This is a genomic window from Arthrobacter sp. 10T419 (assembly GCF_056394105.1).
Genome location: NZ_JBFTHF010000010.1, coordinates 162,321 through 182,236, shown reverse-complemented (window position 1 = coordinate 182,236; position 19,916 = coordinate 162,321). Strand labels below are relative to the sequence as shown.

14 protein-coding genes are annotated in these 19,916 nt (G+C 67.5%); 2 read left to right on the top strand and 12 right to left on the bottom strand.

The features are described from left to right. Nucleotides 1–402: 402 nt before the first annotated feature. Genes AC1DBD_RS16130 through AC1DBD_RS16120 form a run of 3 tightly spaced genes read right to left on the bottom strand, consistent with a single transcriptional unit; the run spans nucleotide 403 to nucleotide 7,959 of the window. Nucleotides 403–4,083: a 1,4-alpha-glucan branching enzyme gene (locus tag AC1DBD_RS16130; RefSeq protein ID WP_476982498.1), complete on the bottom strand. Its 3,681-nt coding sequence runs from the start codon at nucleotides 4,081–4,083 to the stop codon at nucleotides 403–405. Nucleotide 4,084: 1 nt separating this feature from the next. After that, on the bottom strand, nucleotides 4,085–5,881 hold the full coding sequence (gene treS, locus AC1DBD_RS16125; protein ID WP_441419054.1) for a maltose alpha-D-glucosyltransferase: 1,797 nt from the start codon (nucleotides 5,879–5,881) through the stop codon (nucleotides 4,085–4,087). Next, complete coding sequence (locus tag AC1DBD_RS16120) at nucleotides 5,878–7,959, bottom strand: alpha-1,4-glucan--maltose-1-phosphate maltosyltransferase (RefSeq protein WP_476982497.1); 2,082 nt, start codon at nucleotides 7,957–7,959, stop codon at nucleotides 5,878–5,880. Before AC1DBD_RS16120 ends, treS begins: the two co-directional genes overlap by 4 nt. Nucleotides 7,960–8,099: 140 nt before the next feature. On the opposite strand from AC1DBD_RS16120, the gene glgP reads away from it, so the two are divergent. Further along, nucleotides 8,100–10,718 (top strand): alpha-glucan family phosphorylase, encoded by a 2,619-nt coding sequence (gene glgP, locus AC1DBD_RS16115; protein ID WP_476892785.1) that lies wholly within the window; start codon nucleotides 8,100–8,102, stop codon nucleotides 10,716–10,718. A 79-nt stretch (nucleotides 10,719–10,797) separates the two neighbouring features. On the opposite strand, the gene AC1DBD_RS16110 is transcribed toward glgP, so the two are convergent. Genes AC1DBD_RS16110 through glgX form a run of 3 tightly spaced genes read right to left on the bottom strand, consistent with a single transcriptional unit; the run spans nucleotide 10,798 to nucleotide 13,789 of the window. Beyond that, nucleotides 10,798–11,154, bottom strand: coding sequence for a barstar family protein (locus AC1DBD_RS16110; protein WP_441419051.1), 357 nt, complete (start codon nucleotides 11,152–11,154; stop codon nucleotides 10,798–10,800). A 7-nt stretch (nucleotides 11,155–11,161) separates the two neighbouring features. Further along, nucleotides 11,162–11,656: a guanyl-specific ribonuclease gene (locus AC1DBD_RS16105; RefSeq protein WP_476892786.1), complete on the bottom strand. Its 495-nt coding sequence runs from the start codon at nucleotides 11,654–11,656 to the stop codon at nucleotides 11,162–11,164. A gap of 18 nt (nucleotides 11,657–11,674) precedes the next feature. After that, nucleotides 11,675–13,789 (bottom strand): glycogen debranching protein GlgX, encoded by a 2,115-nt coding sequence (gene glgX / locus AC1DBD_RS16100; RefSeq protein ID WP_476982496.1) that lies wholly within the window; start codon nucleotides 13,787–13,789, stop codon nucleotides 11,675–11,677. 113 nt (nucleotides 13,790–13,902) lie between these two features. Here glgX and AC1DBD_RS16095 point away from each other — a divergent pair, with 113 nt between their 5' ends. Further along, a complete protein-coding gene (locus AC1DBD_RS16095) occupies nucleotides 13,903–14,709 on the top strand; it encodes a carbon-nitrogen hydrolase family protein (RefSeq protein ID WP_476982495.1) in 807 nt (268 codons plus the stop codon). A 66-nt stretch (nucleotides 14,710–14,775) separates the two neighbouring features. On the opposite strand, the gene rlmB is transcribed toward AC1DBD_RS16095, so the two are convergent. From rlmB to AC1DBD_RS16065, 6 genes are all read right to left on the bottom strand, one after another. Further along, nucleotides 14,776–15,762 (bottom strand): 23S rRNA (guanosine(2251)-2'-O)-methyltransferase RlmB, encoded by a 987-nt coding sequence (gene rlmB, locus AC1DBD_RS16090; protein ID WP_441419047.1) that lies wholly within the window; start codon nucleotides 15,760–15,762, stop codon nucleotides 14,776–14,778. Nucleotides 15,763–15,886: 124 nt separating this feature from the next. Further along, nucleotides 15,887–17,356: a cysteine--tRNA ligase gene (gene cysS / locus AC1DBD_RS16085; RefSeq protein WP_476982494.1), complete on the bottom strand. Its 1,470-nt coding sequence runs from the start codon at nucleotides 17,354–17,356 to the stop codon at nucleotides 15,887–15,889. A 40-nt stretch (nucleotides 17,357–17,396) separates the two neighbouring features. Further along, the gene (locus tag AC1DBD_RS16080; protein ID WP_476892787.1) at nucleotides 17,397–17,750 is read right to left on the bottom strand and encodes a hypothetical protein; all 354 of its coding nucleotides are present in this window, start codon (nucleotides 17,748–17,750) and stop codon (nucleotides 17,397–17,399) included. 75 nt (nucleotides 17,751–17,825) lie between these two features. After that, entirely contained in the window at nucleotides 17,826–18,341 is a 516-nt protein-coding gene (gene ispF / locus AC1DBD_RS16075) for a 2-C-methyl-D-erythritol 2,4-cyclodiphosphate synthase (RefSeq protein WP_476909051.1), read from the bottom strand. Between the two features lie 2 nt (nucleotides 18,342–18,343). Continuing rightward, on the bottom strand, nucleotides 18,344–19,162 hold the full coding sequence (ispD, locus tag AC1DBD_RS16070; protein ID WP_476909050.1) for a 2-C-methyl-D-erythritol 4-phosphate cytidylyltransferase: 819 nt from the start codon (nucleotides 19,160–19,162) through the stop codon (nucleotides 18,344–18,346). A gap of 160 nt (nucleotides 19,163–19,322) precedes the next feature. Then, the gene (locus AC1DBD_RS16065; RefSeq protein ID WP_026266570.1) at nucleotides 19,323–19,805 is read right to left on the bottom strand and encodes a CarD family transcriptional regulator; all 483 of its coding nucleotides are present in this window, start codon (nucleotides 19,803–19,805) and stop codon (nucleotides 19,323–19,325) included. Nucleotides 19,806–19,916 lie beyond the last annotated feature (111 nt).

Below are 19,916 nucleotides of genomic sequence, written 5' to 3'. Positions count from 1 at the left end.
TGGCAGGCCCGGCACAATCAACCAATTCAATAAAAAATTGGTATCAACAAACTTGGCACACTATTGAGTTCTCAAACAACAGACACACCCGGCACCACCCAAACCCAACGGTCCAGGATCGCTCCGGAGCAACTTTTCAAACTTACCCGCGTGCTTCACCCTAGTCAAATCAGCGGTCCGACTCAGTCTTGCCATAGGCTTCTTGGTCTTCTTAGCGGATCAACTCCGGGGAGCAGCGCGGAAATAAACTCTACCACCACTTGAGCCGGGTGACAAAGGGGCCCCCGGCGGTCTCTCCTGCGGCCCCGGATCGGCGGCCGGCGCAGGACACGGAAAGCCCGGAATCCCAAGGATTCCGGGCCCTCCGATCAAGATGGCCGTCACAGCCATGCCGTCACGTGGCTAGCTGATCGCCTTGAAGTAGGCGGCGCCCAGCGGAGGCAACGTCACGGTGAGCGTGGCGGGCTGGCCGTCGGTGCCGCCGTCGGCCGCTGTCAGGGTGCCCTCGTTCAGGACACCCGAGCCGCCGTAGGCAGCGGCGTCGGTGTTTAGGACTTCCTGCCACTGCCCCACGGCCGGGACGCCCAAGCGGAAGTCCTGGTGCGGGGAGCCGGAGAAGTTGAAGGCGCACACCAGCTCGTTGCCGGCGGCGTCCCGACGGATAAAGGTCAGCACGTTCCGGTCCGCGTCCCCGCCGTTGACCCACTGGAAGCCGTCGGGGTCATTGTCGCGTTCGTACAACGCCGGAGTGGAGCTGTACAGCTCGTTCAGGTCCTTGGTCAGGAGCTGCACGCCGCGGTGCGCGGGGATGTCGGCCAGCCACCAGTCCAGGCCGTACTGTTCTGACCATTCCGCTTCCTGGCCGAACTCGGTGCCCATGAAAATTAGCTGCTTGCCCGGGTGGGCCCACTGGTAGCCCAGGAAGGCCCGCAGGTTAGCGAGCTGCTGCCAGCGGTCGCCGGGCATCTTGCGCAGCATCGAGCCCTTGCCGTGCACAACCTCGTCGTGGCTGATCGGCAGCAGGAAATTTTCCGTGTAGGCGTAAACGAGGGAGAACGTGATGGTGCCGTGGTGCCACTTCCGGTTGAACGGGTCCTCGGCCATGTACTTGAGCGAGTCGTGCATCCAGCCCATGTTCCACTTGATGCCGAAGCCCAGGCCACCCTGGCTGGTGGGGGCGGTGACCCCCGGGAATGCCGTGGATTCCTCGGCGATCATGACCGCACCGGGGTGCGTCTTGTAAACCGTTGCGTTGACCTCCTGCAGGAAGGAGATCGCCTCGAGGTTCTCGCGGCCGCCAAAGCGGTTCGGCTGCCACTGACCCTCCTCACGGGAGTAATCCAGGTAGAGCATCGAGGCCACGGCGTCGACGCGGAGGCCGTCGATGTGGAACTCGTCCAGCCAGTAGAGGGCGTTGGCGACCAGGAAGTTGCGGACTTCGCTGCGGCCGAAGTCGAAGATCAGCGTGCCCCAGTCCGGGTGTTCGCCCAGGTTCGGATCGGAGTGCTCGTACAGCGGCCCACCATCGAATTGGGCCAGCGCCCAGGCATCCTTGGGGAAGTGCGCCGGCACCCAGTCCAACAGCACGCCGATGCCGGCCTGGTGCAGTTCGTCCACGAGGTGCCGGAACTCGTCCGGGTGCCCGAAGCGCGAGGTGGGTGCGAAGTAGGACGTGACCTGGTAGCCCCACGATCCGCCGAAGGGGTGTTCCGCGACGGGCATGAACTCCACGTGGGTGAAGCCGAGCCACTTCACGTACTCCACAAGTTCCTTGGCCAGCTGGCGGTAGTCGAGCCCGACCCGCCAGGACCCAAGGTGGACCTCATAGACGCTCATCGCGGCATTGTGTGGATCCCGGGCCGCGCGGGCCTTCATCCATTCCTCGTCCTTGAAGGCGTAGGAGGGCTCGACGACGCGGGACGCCGTCAGCGGAGGAACCTCCGTGCCGAAGGCAAGCGGATCGGCCTTCTCCACCCAGTGCCCGTGCTTGGTCTTGATCTCGAATTTGTAGCACGCCCCTGCTATAACGCCGGGGATGAACAGTTCCCACACCCCGGAGGAGCCGAGGGAGCGCATGGAGAATTCCCGGCCGTCCCAGCCGTTGAAGTCGCCCTTGACCCGCACGGCCTGGGCGTTCGGGGCCCACACCGCGAAGGACACGCCGTCGACGTCGCCCAGGACGGACTTGTAGTGCTGGACGTGTGCGCCCAGCACATCCCAGAGGCGCTCGTGCCGGCCTTCGCCGATCAGGTGCAGGTCGATCTCCCCCACCGTCGGCAGGTAGCGGTAAGGCTCGTCGGCCTGCTGCGGTGCCTGGCCTTCATAAGTGACCTCAAGCCGGTAGTCCGGAACGTGCCCTTCGTCCAGCGGGTCCAGCACGGCCACCCACACGCCGCCGGATTCGTGCGACATCGGGAAACTGCCGGCCGCAGTGACCACGGAGACGGCTTCCGCGAGGTGCTTCACGGTGCGGATGGTGACGTGGCCGTAGTCGTCGAGGTGCGCGCCAAGGACCGAATGCGGCGCGTGGTGCTCGCCGGCGGCGACGCGCGCAAGGGTCTCCGCGTCCACGGGAAGCGGGACTCCGGGTCGATCGGTACGTGCTGAACCTGTCATTTTGTTACCTTCCGCTGCGGCTTCGGCGGGAACGCCGGGGCCTGTACTGCCGAGGAGACGACGGGATGCATTCACCGGGATGGCGAGCCAGTCCGGCCTGTTCCGTAGTTCGTAAACAACTTCGTAGAGAGCCTTGTCCAGCCACAACGCCACGAACAGGGGCGAGTCGCGGTCGATCGTGCCGGGGGTGACTTCCGCATAACCGGCCAGGAAGGCCTCGGCGCAGTCGTCCACCCAGGCCGCGGGGACGACGGCGTCGTCGTACTCGCGGACGGCGGCGCCGGCGGCGTAGTCGAAGGACCGCAGCATGCCGACCACGTCGCGGAGCGGCACGTCCGGGAAGTTGCGTTCGGAGATCGGGCGCAGCGGCTCCCCTTCGAAGTCCAGGATCGCCCAGCGGGCCGGTTTCCCGGGTCCGCCGGGGACCTGCAGGATCTGGCCGAGGTGCAGGTCGCCGTGGATCCGCTGCAGCCGGCCGGCACTGCTGCCTTCGAGCCGCGTAAGGAGCGCCTCAAGTTCATCGTCGAAGGGCCCGACGGCGGCGCCGGCTTCCGCCCACGACTGCCGGACCCGCTGGGCGACGCCGGGCGCGATGTCCCCGCCCGGCACGGACTCCGCTGCGGTGCCGAGCGCCTCGGCGAGCCGGCGGTGCACGGTGGCCGTGGCGACGCCCAGGGCGCGGGCTTCGGCGGTGAAGTCGGTGCCGGTGCTGGCCGCGTCCACGGCCAGGCGCCAGGCGTCCAGGCCGCCGGCCAGGAATTCGTGCGCGACGGCGAGCTCGCCGCGGGCGGTCGAGGCACCCCCGGGGACGGTCCATTCGCCGGTGACCCAGCCGAGGGTGGCCGGGACCTCAACGGTGCGGCCGGCGGTCAGGGCCGCACCGATCTCGACTTCGGGATTCTGCCCCTCGGACAGCACCCGGAAGAATTTGAGGATCGCCGCGGAGGCGCCGTCGTCCACTATGACCGAACTGTTGGACTGCTCGCCGGAGAGCACCCGGACCTTGCCAGTGGCGAACGGCAGCCGGTAATCGGATTCCACCAGGTGCCCGGCGGCCGTGCCGTCGCTTGTGGCGGCGCGTTCGCGCATGAGTTCAAGCCAGGCTGCGATAAACGCCGGGTCGTGCACGCCGTCGTAGATCCAGCCGTGTGCCGCGCCCGTGCCGTCGGCGGGAATCTCCCCGAGCAGGGCGGCTCCCGCACCCGCCAGCGGCAGGGCGCGGGAGCTGAGCGGCACCTGCACGACGTCGGTGCGGTTGCCGTCCGCCGTCGGGTACGTCACCGCGAGCAGCAGAACTTCAAGCTCCGCGCCGATCTCCGGCGTCGCGGCCGCCGGGCCGGCGCCGAGGCGCACACGGCCCGCCGGCTCGAAGCTGAAGTGCGCGCTCTTGACGGGGAACCAGCGCTGGCGCGGCAGCCAGCTGCGGAGCAGGGCGTCCAGCGCGGGGGAAAGGGTGGGTCGGGTCATTTCAGCCTTCGATGGACAGGATAGGCATAGCCTGGGTGTGGGGCGATGCCGGGTTGGATGCGGCCGATCGGATCCGCAGCCAGAAGAAGTCGTGGCTGCCCAGGGTGAGGGTCAGCGTGCCGTCGTCGGAAATGGCGGGGAACGCCTGACCGCCGAAAACGTCGCGGAGCCCGCGGCCGGCATACTGCGGCACCCTTAGCGTGGTGGCCACCGGGTGCTGGGACAGGTTGAACGCGCACAGGATGGTCTCTGCCTCCTCGCCGGCGGCGTTGCCCGCCGGAAGGTCGCGCAGGTAGGAAAGGACGACGTCGTGGTCCGCCTCGACGTGCTGGAACGAGCCGAGCCCGAAGGCCGGGTGGTTCCTGCGGACGCTGAGGATCTGACGGGTCCAGCGCAGCAGCGAGCCGGAGTGGGCGGCCTCGGCTTCAACGTTGGCCATGCTGTAGTTGTAGACCAGCGACTGGATCACCGGGAGGTAGAGCTTGCCCGGGTCGGCGTTGGAGAACCCGGCGTTGCGGTCCGGGTTCCATTGCATCGGGGTGCGGACCGCGTCGCGGTCCTCGAGCCAGATGTTGTCGCCCATGCCGATTTCGTCGCCGTAGTACAGGAACGGGCTTCCCGGCAGCGAGAGCAGCAACGCGTTGATCAGTTCGATCTCGGAGCGGGAGTTGTCCAGCAGCGGGGCCAGCCGGCGGCGGATGCCGATGTTGGCGCGCATGCGGGGGTCCGGCGCGTACCAGCCGAGCATCGCGGCGCGCTCGTCGGCCGTGACCATTTCCAGAGTGAGCTCGTCATGGTTGCGAAGGAAGGTGCCCCATTGGGCGCCCTCGGGAATGTCCGGGGTGTCCTTCATCGTCTCGATGATGGGCGCGGCCTTCTGGTCCCGCAACGCGTAGTACAGCCGCGGCATGATCGGGAAGTGGAAGGCCATGTGGCATTCCGGTTCCTCTTCGGTGCCGAAGTATTCCACCACTTCGGCCGGTGGCTGGTTGGCTTCGGCGATGATCACACGGCCGGGGTAGCTTTCGTCGACCATCCGGCGCAGCTGGCGCAGGAACTCGTGGGTGGCCGGCAGGTTCTCGCAGTTGGTGCCCTCCTCCTCGAAGAGGTAGGGAATGGCGTCGGCGCGGAAGCCGTCAATGCCTTGGTCCAGCCAGAACCGCACGACGTCGAACAGGGCATCGATCACCTTGGGGTTCTCGAAGTTCAGGTCCGGCTGGTGGGAGAAGAATCGGTGCCAGAAGAACTGGCGGCGGATCGGATCGAAGGTCCAGTTGGATTCCTCGGTATCCACGAAGATGATGCGGGCGTCCTGGTACTTCTCGTCCGTGTCGCTCCACACGTAGAAATCTCCGAACGGGCCGTCCGGGTCCTTGCGCGACTCCTGGAACCACGGGTGCTGGTCCGAGGTGTGGTTCAGCGGCAGGTCGATGATGACCCGGACGCCGCGGGCGTGGGCCTCCGCGACGAGCCGCTTGAAGTCGCTGATGGTGCCGAATTCGTCCAGCACCGAGTTGTAGTCCGAGATGTCGTAGCCGCCGTCGCGCAGCGGAGACTGGAAGAAGGGCGGCAGCCAGAGGCAGTCGACGCCGAGCCACTGCAGGTAGTCCAGCTTCTCGATCAGGCCGTGGAAGTCGCCGGAGCCGTCGCCGTTGCCGTCGGCGAAACCACGCACCAGGACCTCGTAAAAGACCGCCTTCCGGTACCAGTGGGGGTCGTGCTGGAGTCCGGGAGCGTTCAGTTCGAAAGTCCCCTTCGGAGTGAAGTGCTGGTTGGGGTTGCTCGGGCTGAAACTCACGGGCGCTGCCTCCGGATGCTCAGGATGTGGGCTGGTTCGACATGTGCGTCAAGGCGTACGTAGTTGTACTCCCCCCATTCCCAGCTTTCGCCGGTCAGCAGGTCATCGACGACGAAGCGGCCGTTGTGCGTCAGGTCCTCAGGGTCCAGCTCCAGCGCCGCCAGGTCCAGCGTCACCGTGCTTTCCCGGATGCCATGCGGATCCACGTTGACCACGACGATCAAGGTGTCCTTGCTGCCGTCCGGGAGGGTCTTGTGCTTTGAGTAGACCACGGTGGCGTTGTCCGTGCTCTGGTGCACCGTGAGGTTCTGCAGGTCGCCGAGGGCCGGGTGGGTGTGCCGGATCTCGTTGAGCCGGGTGAGGTACGGGGCCAGGGTGCGGCCGGACTCCGCCGCGGCGTCCCAGTCGCGGGCCTTGTACTCGAACTTCTCGTTGTCGATGTACTCCTCCGCGCCCKGCCGGGCGACGTGCTCGTACAGTTCGTAGCCGGCATAGACGCCCCAGATGGGGCTGGCGGTGGCGGCAAGCGTGGCACGGATCTTGAACGCCGCCGGTCCGCCGAACTGCAGGTACTCGGTGAGGATGTCCGGGGTGTTGACGAAGAAGTTCGGACGGAAGTAGGCCGGGGATTCGTGGCTGACCTCCTGGAAGTACTCCTCCAGCTCCTCCTTGGTGTTGCGCCAGGTGAAGTAGGTGTACGACTGCTGGAACCCGGCCCGTCCCAGCGCGTGCATCATCGCCGGCCGGGTGAAGGCCTCGGCGAGGAAGACGACCTCGGGGTTCTTCTTGTTGACCTTGGCGATCAGCCATTCCCAGAACCACACCGGCTTGGTGTGCGGGTTGTCCACGCGGAAGATCTTGACGCCGTGGCTGATCCAGAGCTGGACGATCCGCAGGATCTCGTTGGACAGGCCTGCCGGGTCGTTGTCAAAGTTCAGCGGGAAGATGTCCTGGTACTTCTTCGGCGGGTTTTCGGCGTAGGCGATGCTGCCGTCCACGCGGGTGGTGAACCATTCGGGATGGCTCTGCACCCAGGGGTGGTCCGGGGCGGCCTGCAGCGCGAGGTCCAACGCCACCTCCAGTCCCAGTTCGCCGGCGCGCGCCACGAAGGCGTCGAAGTCCTCAAAGGTGCCCAGGTCCGGGTGGATGGCGTCGTGGCCGCCTTCCTTGGCACCGATCGCCCACGGGGAGCCGGGGTCGTGCGGGCCGGCCAGCAGGGTGTTGTTCGGGCCCTTACGGTGCTGGGTACCGATCGGGTGGATCGGCGGCATATAGATGATGTCGAAACCCATCGCGGCGACGGCATCGAGCCGCTTCGCGGCGGTGCGGAACGTCCCGGAGGTCCACTCGCCGGTTTCGTGGTTGCGGACGGCGCCCTCGGAGCGGGGGAAGAATTCGTACCAGGCGCCTCGGCCGGCGAGCTCGCGCTCCACCAGCAGCGGATACGGCTCGGAGACGGTCACCAGTTCCCGGATCGGCTGGCGCGCAACCACATCGGCGACGTCGGCGCTGAAGCCGGCGGCGAGGCGCTCCTCCGGGGTCTTCGAACCATCGGACAGGCCGACGACGGCGATCCGCAGGGTCCGCCGATCGGCGGAGGGACGGGTGGCGTCCTCGGAGGCCTCGGTCAGCAGGGCGGCGCCCTCGGCCAGCATCAGCTCGACGTCGATGCCCGCTTCGATCTTGACTTCGGCGTTGTGGTGCCAGGTGCCGTAGCGGTCGTGCCAGGCCTCGATAACGAACGCCCACTTGCCGGTGCCGGACGGGGTGAGCAGGCCTTCCCAACGGTCGGTGCCCTTGCCCCGGTCCCCGCGCGGCGGGGCCAGACGGACGCGCTGCCGCTCCTTACCCCGCGGGTCCAGGAGCACGGCGCTGACGCCGAGCATGTCGTGGCCCTCGCGGAAGGCAGTGGCGCCGACCACGATGCTCTCTCCGACGACTGCCTTGGCTGGGAACTTTCCGTCTTCGACCGCGGGCTGCACGGCGGTGATTGGAAACCTGCCGAATTTAAGGCCCTCCGTGATCAGGGCCTTCGGCTTTTGCTTGGACACGGCACTGGTTCGCGAGTTAGTCGTCACAGCCTCGACGTTATCTACAAATCGCACAGAATGCTAAGGCTGCTCAGTTTTTTGGGTGAATCCCGAGGTCAATCCGACATTTACCGGAAAGAAACCCAAAGCTGTTCCGGGGCTCTGCGTTGTCCGTTAGTGTTTCGCTGGTGAAGGCTATCCGCAGATTTACCGTCCGAACTGTTCTTCCCGAATCGATCCGGCCCCTGGCGCGGCTCGCCACCAACCTGCGCTGGTCGTGGCACCTGCCGACCCGGGAGCTCTTCGAGCAGCTAAACCCGGCCATCTGGGCCGAGAGCGCCCACGATCCGGTGACCTTCCTGGGCCTCGTCAGCAGGGAAGAGCTGCAGCGCCTCGCCGCGGACCAGGACGTGGTGCGCCGTGTCCACGCGGCCGCCGAGGATCTGGACCGCTACCTGGAGCAGCCCCGCTGGTACCAGAGCCTGGGCGAGGACGCGCCCCGCTGCATCGCGTACTTCTCGCCCGAGTTCGGCATCACCGAGGTGCTGCCGCAGTATTCCGGCGGACTCGGCATTCTGGCCGGCGACCACCTGAAGGCGGCCTCGGACCTTGGCGTTCCCCTGATCGGTGTCGGCCTGCTCTACCAGGCCGGCTACTTCAAGCAGTCCCTGTCCCGCGACGCCTGGCAGCAGGAGACCTACCCCGTCCTCGACCCGGACGGACTGCCGCTGACCCTGCTCCGTGAGCCGGCCCCGGACGGTAACGGCCGGCCCATCCAGATCTCCCTGCCGCTCCCCCACGGCCGGCGCCTGCTGGCGCACGTGTGGCGTGCCGACGTCGGCCGCGTCCCGCTGTTGCTGCTGGATTCCAACGTGGCGGGCAACGACGACGCGGCGCGCGGCGTCACCGACCGCCTTTACGGCGGCGGCGGCGACCACCGGCTGCAACAGGAACTCCTGCTGGGGATGGGCGGGGTCAAGGCGCTGCGGGCCTACCAGCGGCTGACCGGCGCCCCCGCGCCGGAGGTGTTCCACACGAACGAAGGCCACGCCGGCTTCCTGGGAGTCGAACGCATCCAGGAACTGATGTCCGGGGAGCACCCGCTCAGCTGGGAAGAAGCCCTGACCGCGGGCCGCGCCTCCACCGTGTTCACCACGCACACCCCGGTCCCGGCCGGCATCGACCGCTTCGAGACCTCGCAGATCGAGCACTTTTTCACCGCGGGCCTGGCCCCCGATGTGCCGATCGCAAAGATCCTGGACCTGGGCCGCGAGGACTTTGCCGACGGCAACCCGTTCGTCTTCAACATGGCCGTGATGGGGCTGCGGCTGGCCCAGCGCGCCAACGGCGTCGCGAAGCTGCACGGCGTCGTCTCCCGCGGCATGTTCTCCGCGCTCTGGCCCGGGTTCGACCATGCCGAGGTGCCCATCACCTCGGTCACCAACGGCGTGCACGTGCCCACCTGGGTGGATCCCCGCGTATCCCAGCTGGCCCGTGAACAGTTCGGCGCCGACGCCGAGACGGAGGGCCGCTGGGACCTGGCCTACAACGTTAGCGACGAAGCCCTCTGGGCGCTGCGGCGCGAAATGCGGGTCTCGCTGGTCGAAGACGTCCGCCGCCGGCTCCGGGCCGCCTGGAAGAAGCGCGGCGCCGCCGACGCCGAGCTGTCCTGGACGGATTCGGTGCTGGACCCGGACATCCTCACTATCGGCTTCGCCCGCCGCGTGCCGACCTACAAACGCCTCACCCTGATGCTGCGCGATCCGGACCGGCTCAAGGCCCTGCTGCTGCATAAGACCCACCCGATCCAGCTGGTTATTGCCGGCAAGTCGCACCCGGCGGACGATGCCGGCAAGAAGATGATCCAGGATCTGGTTCGTTTCACCGACGACCCCGCGGTCCGGCACCGGATCGCGTTCCTGCCCAACTACGATATCGCCATGGCCAGGACCCTCTTCCCCGGCTGCGATGTGTGGCTGAACAACCCGCTCCGCCCACTCGAGGCATGCGGCACCTCGGGGATGAAGGCCGCCCTGAACGGCTCGCTCAACCTCTCCGTGCTGGATGGCTGGTGGGATGAAATGTACGACGGCGAGAACGGCTGGGCGATCCCGACGGCGAACAACGACGCGTCCCCGGAGGAACGCGACGACATTGAAGCCTCGGCCCTGTACGAGCTCCTCGAAAGCCAGGTGGCGCCGAAGTTCTACGGGCTCACCGTCTCCGACGAGGCGGGCGCCGCCGGCCCCTCCCAGTCCGTGGCGCAGAAGGTGCCCACGCACTGGGTCTCGATGATCAAGCACACCATGTCCCACCTCGGTCCGGCCGTGTCCGCGGACCGGATGCTGCAGGACTACGTCAACGTCCTCTACCGGCCGGCCGCGGTGGCCGGGCGGAAGGCGTCGGCGGACAACTTTGCCGCAGCGAAGGAGCTCGCCGCCTGGTCCTCGCAGCTCCGCGCCGCCTGGCCCCAGATCCAGGTTGAACATGTGGACTCGGTGGGCGTCTCCGAGGACCCGCAGATCGGCGACGACCTGCAGGTGAACGCCTACGTGGCACTCCACACCCTGCGGCCGGAGGATGTCGCGGTGGAGGTGGCCTTCGGCCGGGCCGAGGACAGCGATGAGCTGACCGATGTCACCGTGGCGGAGCTGCAGTCCGTGGAAGACCTGGGCAAGGGCCGGTACCTGTTCAGCGGGACCCTGGTGATCGACCGGTCCGGATCCTTCGGCTACACCGTCAGGGTGCTGCCCAAGCACGAGGGACTGGCGTCCAAGGCCGAGCTGGGCCTGATCGTGAACGCATAGCCGGTTAGCGGATTTGCTCGGTTGTTCTCGCGCTTTCGGATCAGCTCGCCTTCTAGGGCGCTGAGGGGTCTTGCGGGGGTTAAAGGCAGACGGCGATGACGGTCAGGTCCTTGCCGGCGTAGCGTTCGGCGTCTTGCAGGATTTCGCAGATGACGCCGAAGGTGCGGTCGCCGCGGAAGGCGGCCGGGACCTGCCAGATCAGGGTGACCGGCCGCTGCCCGTCGTCGCTGACAGCGTCGGCGAAGTCGTGCAGCGAGTCGTTGAGGGCGTCAAGGTTCACGCCGTAGTGCTCGGGGAAGTCCAGCGCCTCACCGAAGGTCCGCAGCACCGCCTTCTTGGAGTCCGCAGCGGGGATCACGAGCGCCCGGCGGCCGGCGTCGTGGACTTGCGCCTGCAATTCCTCAAGGGTCCAAGTGTCGGCGGAGAAAATCTTCATGGTTTCCCTACTTGCCTTCGGCAATAAATTTGAACGTTTCGTAATGGTCGGCGGTGTAGTACTTTTCGCCGGCCGCACCCGCCACGATCCGGCGCGCGCCCCGGTCCGACTCCCCGGGAGTCCGCACGGTGAATTCCCGGTAATACCCGGAGGCTTTCCGCGGGAGAATCCTTTCGAAGTTCCCGAACGGGACATTGTCGCGCGAATACGGGTAGGGACCGCCCCTGGCGATCAGGGCAAGGGTCTGCCGCGCCTCGGCCGGAAGGTCCGACGCCTTGATCTCCGGCAGCCGGGAGGGATTGGCGACGCCGGCCGCCGGGGCCCTGCCCGGCGTCGGGGTTTGGGAGACGGTCGCCTTGGGGGCGGGGCCGCTCCGGCCGGCGTCCGGCGGGACGGTGCCCGTCTGCGGAAGGCCGGCCAGCACGAAGGCCAGCACCACAAGTCCCAGCAGAACGGCGAGCAGGGCGGTGAGCCGCCGGACGTTCATTCGTGATTCCCCCATGCCTGGCGTGTGGACACCCTAGACGCGGTAGATATTGATGGTGTTGGCCTGGACCACGTCCCGCTCGCCGGAGGAGATCCGAACGCCCTGGCGGCGGTCGTGGAGTTCCGAGGTGGTCAGCCGGAGTTCATAGAGCCGGTGGCCGCCGCCGTCGTCCGCGGGGATGACGGGAAGGGTGACCTTGACGTCCTGGGCGCTGCCGTTGACCACCACGAGGCCGTCCACGCGCCCGTCGTCGGACCCCAGCAGGAGCTGGACGACCCGGTGGCCGGGATCCTGCCAGCGGTCGCCGGACATCGGTTCGCCGTGGACATCGAACCAGTGGAAATAGGACTGCTGGTCCCGTGCCGGGTAGTCGTGCGGCTGGCCGGCGAGGAACTCCTTGCGCAGCCGGATCACGCGTTTGGTGCTGCGCAGCATCGCGTGCGATTCCGGGGTGCTGGTCCAGTCGATCCAGGTGATGGGGTTGTCCTGGCAGTAGGCGTTGTTGTTTCCCTGCTGGCTGCGGCCGATCTCGTCGCCGGCGGTGATCATGGGCACGCCCTGGGAAATCATCAGCGAGGCCATCAGGTTACGGCTGGTCTGGGCACGCCGCGCGAGGACTTCCTCGTCCTCGGTGCGCCCCTCGAAGCCGTGGTTGTAGCTGCGGTTGTCGCCGTGGCCGTCGCGGTTCTGCTCGCCGTTCGCCTCGTTGTGCTTGCGGTCGTAGGAGACCAGATCGGCCAGGGTGAAGCCGTCATGCGCGGTGATGAGGTTGACCGAGGCCAGCCGGCTGCGGCCCGAGGCCGCGAACAGGCCCGCGGAACCGGACAGCGCATCGGCGAGCCGCGCCACCGAGCCGCCCTGCCCGCCGGCGTCGATCGCGGCGCGGTCCCCCAGCCAGAAGGTGCGGACGGCGTCGCGGAAATGGTCGTTCCAGTCCACCCAGCCCGCGGGGAACCGGCCTGTCTGCCAGCCGCCGTAACCGACGTCCCAGGGTTCGGCGATGAGCTTCGTTTCAGACAGCACCGGATCCGCGGCGATCGCGACCAGGAACGGGTGGCGCGGATCGAACTCGTTGTTGGCGTTGCGGCACAGCGTGACGGCGAGGTCGAACCGGAAGCCGTCGATGTGGAACTCGTTCACCCAGTACCGCAGGGAATCCAGGACCAGCTGCACCACCCGGGGCTCGCCAAAGTTCAGGGTGTTGCCGCAGCCGGTGGTGTCCACGTATTTGCCGTGGCCGTCGTGACGGTAGTACTCCAGCTCTCCCAGGCCGCGGAAACTCAACGTCGGCCCGTCCGGGCCGCCTTCCGCAGTGTGGTTGTAGACGACGTCGAGGATCACCTCGAGGCCGGCGGCGTGCAGCAGTTTGACCATGCCCTTGAACTCGTCCTGCACCGCGTGGGGCCCGGCGTCCTGGGCCGCCTGGGTGGCGTAGCCGGGATGCGGCGCGAAGAACGCGGCCGTGTTGTAGCCCCAGTAGTTGGGCAGTCCAAGGTTCTGGAGGTGCGGCTCGTCGATGTGGAAGTGGACGGGCAGGAGCTGCACGGCCGTGACGCCCAGCGAGATCAGGTGCTCGACCATGGCCGGGTGCGCCATTCCCGCGTACGTGCCCTGGAGGTTCTCCGGGATGTCCGGGTGCAGCATGGTCTGGCCGCGGACGTGGGCCTCGTAGATGATCGTGTTGCGCCAGGGGGTGCGCGGCCCGTGGTCCATGCCCCAGTCGAAGTCGCCGGCCATCCGGACGCTGGTGATGAAGTCTTCGCGTTCGTCTACGCCGCGGCCGTACGGGTCCAGCAGCAGCGGCTGCGCGCCGTCGGCGTCGAAGTCCAACGTCGGCACGGAGAGCGGCAGGGCCTCCGGCTCAGGCGAGGCGCGCAGGCCGTAGCGCGAGCCGGCCGGCAGTCCCTCGACGATGCCGTGGTGGACGCCGTCCGTGATGTTGGGCAGGGTCTTCAGCTGCCAGCTGCCCCCCGGGGCCTGGTAGGCGATGTCCAGGTTAGCCACCCCCGGCGCGTAGACGGCCACATTGGCGAAGGCACCCCGAGGGTCGTCCGTCGCCGCGGAACCCGTGCGCGGGACGCTGACACCGAGCGGAAACGGCCGCGAGGCGTCTACGGTGGTAGCTGGATCTACATAGGACTTGACCATCGCTTAAAGCTTAGCTGGGGATAACAAATGACCCTGGTTTTCGCCGCGGGACGTCAAAGACCGTTCACAAAGCGACCCGCATACTGGGAGTAGGCGCCGAACTGGAGGTAATTGTGCGAATAGCACTGGCTCAAATCATCACCGGCCGCGAAACGGAACGGAACCTGGACCTCGTGCGGGACTACGCCCGCCGGGCCAAGGACGGCGGGGCGGAACTGGTGGTCTTTCCCGAAGCGACGATGCGCGCCTTCGGCAACTCCCTGCTGGAGGTCGCCGAACCCCTGGACGGGCCGTGGGCCGCAGAGGTCCGCGGCATCGCGGCCGAGCTCGGCATCGTAATCGTGGCCGGCATGTTCACCCCCGGATCGTCTACCGCCGGCACCCGCAAGGTCCGCAACACACTCCTGGTCACCGGCCCGGGCGTAGACGCCAGCTACGACAAGATCCACCTTTACGACGCCTTCGGCTTCGCCGAGTCGGACACTGTGGACGGCGGCACCCAACCCGTCACCTTCGACGCCGGCGGCATCACCTTTGGCCTCGCCACCTGCTACGACGTGCGGTTCCCGGACCTGTTCACGGAGAACGCGGAGCGCGGGGCGCAGGTCAACATTGTTTGCGCCTCCTGGGGCGCCGGGCCGGGCAAGGTCGAGCAGTGGAAGCTGCTGTCCCGGGCCCGGGCCGCGGACTCAACGACGTTCGTCCTGGCGTGCGGCCAGGGCGACCCGGCCAGCGTTGGCACCGAGCCCGCCGGGTCCGCCCCCACCGGCGTCGGGCACTCCGCCGTCGTCTCGCCCTTCGGGGAGGTCCTCCAGGAGCTCGACGGCGCCCCCGGCCTGCTCTTCGCCGACCTGGACCCCGCCGTCGTCGAGGACGCCCGCGCCAAGCTCCCGGTCCTCGCCAACCGCCACAAGTTCTAGCAACGCGGGGTCACTTCTGGCCCATCCGGGGCACCCCGATGGGCCAGAAGTGACCCCGCGTTTTACTTACTTGGCGGCGCGCTGGCGGGAGATCTCGTAGAGCGAGATGCCGACGGCCATCGAGGCGTTGAGCGATTCCATGGCGGAGTCGATCGGGATGGAGACGATCTGGTCGCAGTTTTCGCGGACCAGGCGGCTCAAGCCCTTGCCTTCGGACCCGACGACGATGCAGACCGGCTCGGTGGCCAGGGCAAGGTCCGGCAGCGAGACGTCGCCGTCGCCGTCCAGGCCCAGCACGTAGATGCCCATGTTCTTGAAGGCCTTGAGCGTGCTGTTCAGGTTGGCGGCGCGGGCCACCGGGACGCGGACGGCGGCGCCGGCGCTGGTCTTCCAGGCCGAGGCGGTGACGCCGACGGAGCGGCGTTCCGGCACAATGACGCCGTGGCCGCTGAAGGCCGAGACCGAGCGGATGATCGCGCCCAGGTTGCGGGGGTCGGTGATGCCGTCGAGGGCGACGAAAAGCGGCGCGTTGGCGACGTGGCCCTTCTTCCAGCTCTCAAGGGTCTCTTCGGCCAGCTCGTAGGCGTCCTGGTATTCGTACGGCGGGATCTGCAGCACGAGGCCCTGGTGGATGGCGTCGTCCGTCATCCGGTCCAGTTCGGGCTTGCCGGTCTCCAGCAGCGGAATGCCGCGTTCGGCCGCGAGCTTGAGCGATTCCTTGACGCGGTCATCCATTTCGATCCGGATGGCGACGTGCAGGGCCTTGGCGGGGATGCCGGCGCGGAGGGCTTCGACGACGGAGTTGCGTCCGGTGACGACTTCCTCGGTGGCGCGTCCCTTCGGGCCCGAGCGGGCGCCGGGGTTGCGGGTGCCCGTGCCGCGCTTGGCTGCGGAGCGTTCCGCGAGCTGCTTGCTCTTGTGGGCCTTGTGGTAGGGACGGTCCTCCGCCTTGGGAGTGGGGCCCTTACCCTCGAGGGCTTTACGGCCGTGACCGCCGGTCCCGACGGTGGGGCCCTTCTTCATTTTGACCGAGCGGCGACCGTTGTTGGCCATGAGTTTCACCCTTTTAACTACGCGATTCGTTGATAAGTCTGAACTCCAGTCTACTGACTCGCGTTAAATCCTCGACCGGGGGCTCCTCCGGCGGCCCGCTTCGACCCGCCGGGCGGGGACGGGTTCAGCCCCGCTTGAGGCTCCAGCTGGCGCCGTCCGCGCCGTCCTCGACAACGACGCCGGCCGCCGCGAGGGTGTCCCGGATGGCGTCCGAGGCGGCCCAGTCCTTGCCGGCGCGGGCCTGGGCGCGGGCCGCGAGCTGGGCCTCGACCAGGACCCCGAGGGCAGTGTTGGCCTGCTCGTCGACTGCCGGGGCTGCCGTGTCGTTGAGACCAAGGACACGCAGCATGTCCGTGACACTGGCCAGTGCCTGCCGGGCGTCGTCCAGCTCGCCGGCGGTGAGCGCCGTGTTGCCAGCCCGGACGGTGTCGTGCAGGACGGCGAGGGCCTGCGGGACGTTGAGGTCATCATCCATCGCCGCGGCAAAGGCGTCCGGGACGACGCCGCAGCTGAAGGAGCCGAAACTGGCCGGCGCCCCGCCGTCGACGTCGCCAAGGGTCCGGACGGCGCGGCTGATGAAGCCGTCGATCCGCTCCATCGCGGCGGCCGCCTCGCTCAATGAGGTGGGCTGGTAGTCCAGCACCGAGCGGTACTGCGCCTGGCCGAGGTAGTACCGGACCACCCGCGGCGAGGCGAGTTCCAGCATGTCGGCCGGGCTGACCGTGTTGCCGATGGACTTGGACATCTTTTCGCCGGCGTAGGTGACCATGCCGTTGTGCATCCAGAAGTTCGCGAAGCCGTGGCCCGCGGCCTGGGACTGGGCCATCTCGTTTTCGTGGTGCGGGAAGCGCAGGTCCAGCCCGCCGCCGTGGATGTCGAACTCGGTGCCGAGGTACTTGGTGACCATTGCGGAGCACTCCAGATGCCAGCCCGGCCGTCCGGCGCCCCACGGCGAAGCCCAGGCCGCCGTCGCCGGCTCGCCTTCCTTGTGGCCCTTCCAGAGCGCGAAGTCGCGCGGATCCCGCTTCCCCCGGGGGTCGGCGTCGGGAGCTCCCTGCATGTCATCGAGCTTCTGCCGGGTCAATGACCCGTACTTTGCCCAGGAGCGCACATCGAAATACACGTCGCCGGAATCGTCGAGCGCCGGGTAGGCGTGTCCGCGGTCGATCAGCTGCTGGATCAGGGCGTGCATCTCGGGGATGTGGCCGGTGGCGCGCGGCTCGTAGGTGGGACGGGAGACGCCCAGGGTGTCGTAGGCCTTGAGGAATTCCTGCTCGTACCGGTAGGCCAAGGCCCACCATTCCTCCTCGCGGACAGCGCCCGGCTCGCCCTCGAATTCAGGGGCAAACGATTCGGCCGACTTCGCCAGGATCTTGTCGTCAATGTCGGTAACGTTGCGGACCACCGTGACCCGGAACCCGCGGTACTGCAGCCAGCGGGTGAGCTGGTCAAAGGCGATCGCGGAACGGATGTGCCCAACGTGCGGCATGCCCTGCACCGTGGCACCGCAGTAGTACAGGCTCACATTGCCGGGAACCAGGGGGACGAAGTCGCGGACTTCGGCGGAAGCAGTGTCGTAAAAGCGCAGGGTCACCGCTCCAGATTAGCCGATGCCCGGGAACCGGCCCGGCGGGCTACTTGCAGTGCACGCCAATCTGGTCCATCTGTTGCCGCAGCTGCGTCAGCTGCTCGGAGGTCTGCCTGCCGGTGGGGCTGGCTCCAACCTGCTTCATGATGTCGGCCATCTTCTGGATCGGTTCGGAGACTTCCGGGGCCACCTTGTCCGCGACCTCCTGGTAGTGCTGGCCGATCTGGGTGGCCTTTTCCTTGTCGCTCCCCTTGGGCACGAAGGTGTCGGTGGTGAGGAACTTGCAGCTTTCCTCAACGCTCATCCGGGGCGTGGTGGTAGCGGGCGGCGTCGCGGCGCCGGCGCACCCGGACAGCAGCGTTCCGGCTAGAAGGGCGACGACGGGAAGCAGCTTTTTCACGGGAGGTCTCCTGAGAGGTGCGGAGGGGTTGTCCCTTAAGCGTAGGCCCGATTGCCCCGCCCGGCCCGGCCGTCCTCAGACGGCCGGGTAGACCAGGGCAGTGGCTGTGGCGGCGATCCCTTCGCCGCGGCCGGTGAAGCCAAGGCCGTCGCTGGTAGTGGCCGACACACTCACAGGCGCGCCGGCGGCCTCACTGAGGACTCGCTGGGATTCCTCCCGCCGGGGACCGAACTTGGGCTTGTTCGCCACGAACTGCACGGCAATGTTGCCGATCTCAAAGCCGCCGGCGCGGACGATCCGGGCCGCCTCGGCCAGCAACGTCACGCCGGAGGCGCCAGCGTATTCGGGCCGGTCAGTACCGAAGTGCGTGCCGAGGTCCCCGATCCCGCAGGCGGAGAACAGCGCGTCCGCGGCGGCATGGGCCACGGGGTCTCCGTCGGAATGGCCGGCCAGGCCCCGTTCGCCCTCCCAGAGCAGGCCGCCGAGCCAGAGCGGCTGTGGCGCGTCCTCGGGGGCGTAGGCGTGGACGTCGATGCCGATCCCAGTCCGCGGGATCGGCACTCCGGGCTGCTGCGGCCGGTTCCCGTCCATCCTTAGCCCTCCACCCAGCGCGCGCCCAGGGGACCTTCGAGGAGGCCCTCGGCGAGGATCAGGTCCAGCGGCGTGGTGATCTTCAGCGACTGGCTGGCGCCCCGCACGGCGTACACGGGGACGCCGAGCAGTTCCACCAGCATCGCATCGTCCGTGACGGCAGCGGCTTGGGCCGCGTCGAATCCAGCGGCTGCTTCGTGAGCGCCCAGCAGGGTGGCCAGGTCGAAGCCCTGCGGCGTCTGGACAGCGCGCAGCATTTCCCGGGGGGCGGTGCCGGTGACCACTTCAGGGGCGACGTCGGTTTCGTCGCCGAAGGTTGGGTCCACCGTCTTGATGGTGTCGACGACCGGGATCACGGGGATGACGGCGACGGCGCCGGCGGTGAGGGCGGCGGCCACGCGGTGGAAGACGGCTTCCGGGGTGAGCGCCCGGGCGGCATCGTGGACGAGGACGGACTGCGTGCCCGGCGAGAGCGCGGACAGTGCGGCGCGCACGGACTCGGCGCGGCTGGCCCCGCCGTCGACAATGGTCACGTCGGGGAGCTGCACGGCTGCTCCAGGCGCGGCGGTGCGGCGGTGTTCGGCATGCAGTTCCGCGCTGAAGGTTTCGCACTGGGCCCGCAGTTCAGTGTCCCCCGGCGGGATCGCGACGCAGATCTGCCGGGCGATGCCGGCCGCGGCGACGCCCCGCAGGGCGTGCATGAGGATGCTGTCACCGCCCAGCGGCACCTTGGCCTTCGGCATGCCGTAGCCCAGGCGCTGGCCGGATCCGGCGGCGACGAGGATGACCGCTGTGACGTGAGCTGTCGATGCAGTGTTCATGCGGACAAGACTACGTCCCGGCGCCGCGCCCCAAGCCCAACTAGCTGGCAGTTGTTGTCGTTTTCAGGGCCCAAAAGGACAACAACTGCGAGTCAGTTGGGCCGGTTTTGGGCAAAAAGAAGCCCCGGCGGCCGTAACGCCACCGGGGTTCGATTCTTAGTTAGGAAGCCAGGACTTCATCGAGAACGCTTGCGGCCTTCTCTTCATCAGTCTTCTCAGCCAGTGCCAGTTCTGAGATCAGAATCTGGCGGGCCTTGGCCAGCATGCGCTTCTCCCCCGCGGAGAGACCCCGGTCGTGGTCACGGCGCCACAGGTCGCGGACGACCTCTGCCACCTTGATGACGTCACCGGAAGCAAGCTTCTCCAGGTTTGCCTTGTAACGACGCGACCAGTTGGTGGGCTCTTCAGTGAACTCGGCCCGCAGCACGTCGAATACGTGCTCCAAGCCTTCCTTGCCCACTACGTCCCGGACCCCAACAAGGTCAACGTTTTCTGCTGGAACTTCAATGGTCAGATCACCCTGAGCCACCTTGAGCTTGAGATACATCTTCTCTTCGCCCTTGACAGTGCGCATCTTGATTTCTTCAATTTTGGCTGCACCGTGGTGAGGGTAAACTACTGTCTCGCCGACCTCAAAAACCATGTGGACATTCCCCTTTCCCGCAGACCAGTTTATCACGATTAAGGCATACAACTGCCATGGATCGTGCCCCGAAACCGCGTAAATCCGCGGAAAATGGCCCGAATCGGCTCC

Coding starts and splice junctions, on each gene's coding strand:
- ispF (WP_476909051.1), bottom strand. CDS start 18,341: ATGGACGGGAACCGGCCGCAGCAGCCCGGAGTGCCGATCCCGCGGACT.
- AC1DBD_RS16130 (WP_476982498.1), bottom strand. CDS start 4,083: ATGACCCGACCCACCCTTTCCCCCGCGCTGGACGCCCTGCTCCGCAGC.
- AC1DBD_RS16110 (WP_441419051.1), bottom strand. CDS start 11,154: ATGAAGATTTTCTCCGCCGACACTTGGACCCTTGAGGAATTGCAGGCG.
- AC1DBD_RS16105 (WP_476892786.1), bottom strand. CDS start 11,656: ATGGGGGAATCACGAATGAACGTCCGGCGGCTCACCGCCCTGCTCGCC.
- rlmB (WP_441419047.1), bottom strand. CDS start 15,762: ATGGCCAACAACGGTCGCCGCTCGGTCAAAATGAAGAAGGGCCCCACC.
- AC1DBD_RS16065 (WP_026266570.1), bottom strand. CDS start 19,805: ATGGTTTTTGAGGTCGGCGAGACAGTAGTTTACCCTCACCACGGTGCA.
- glgX (WP_476982496.1), bottom strand. CDS start 13,789: ATGGTCAAGTCCTATGTAGATCCAGCTACCACCGTAGACGCCTCGCGG.
- ispD (WP_476909050.1), bottom strand. CDS start 19,162: ATGAACACTGCATCGACAGCTCACGTCACAGCGGTCATCCTCGTCGCC.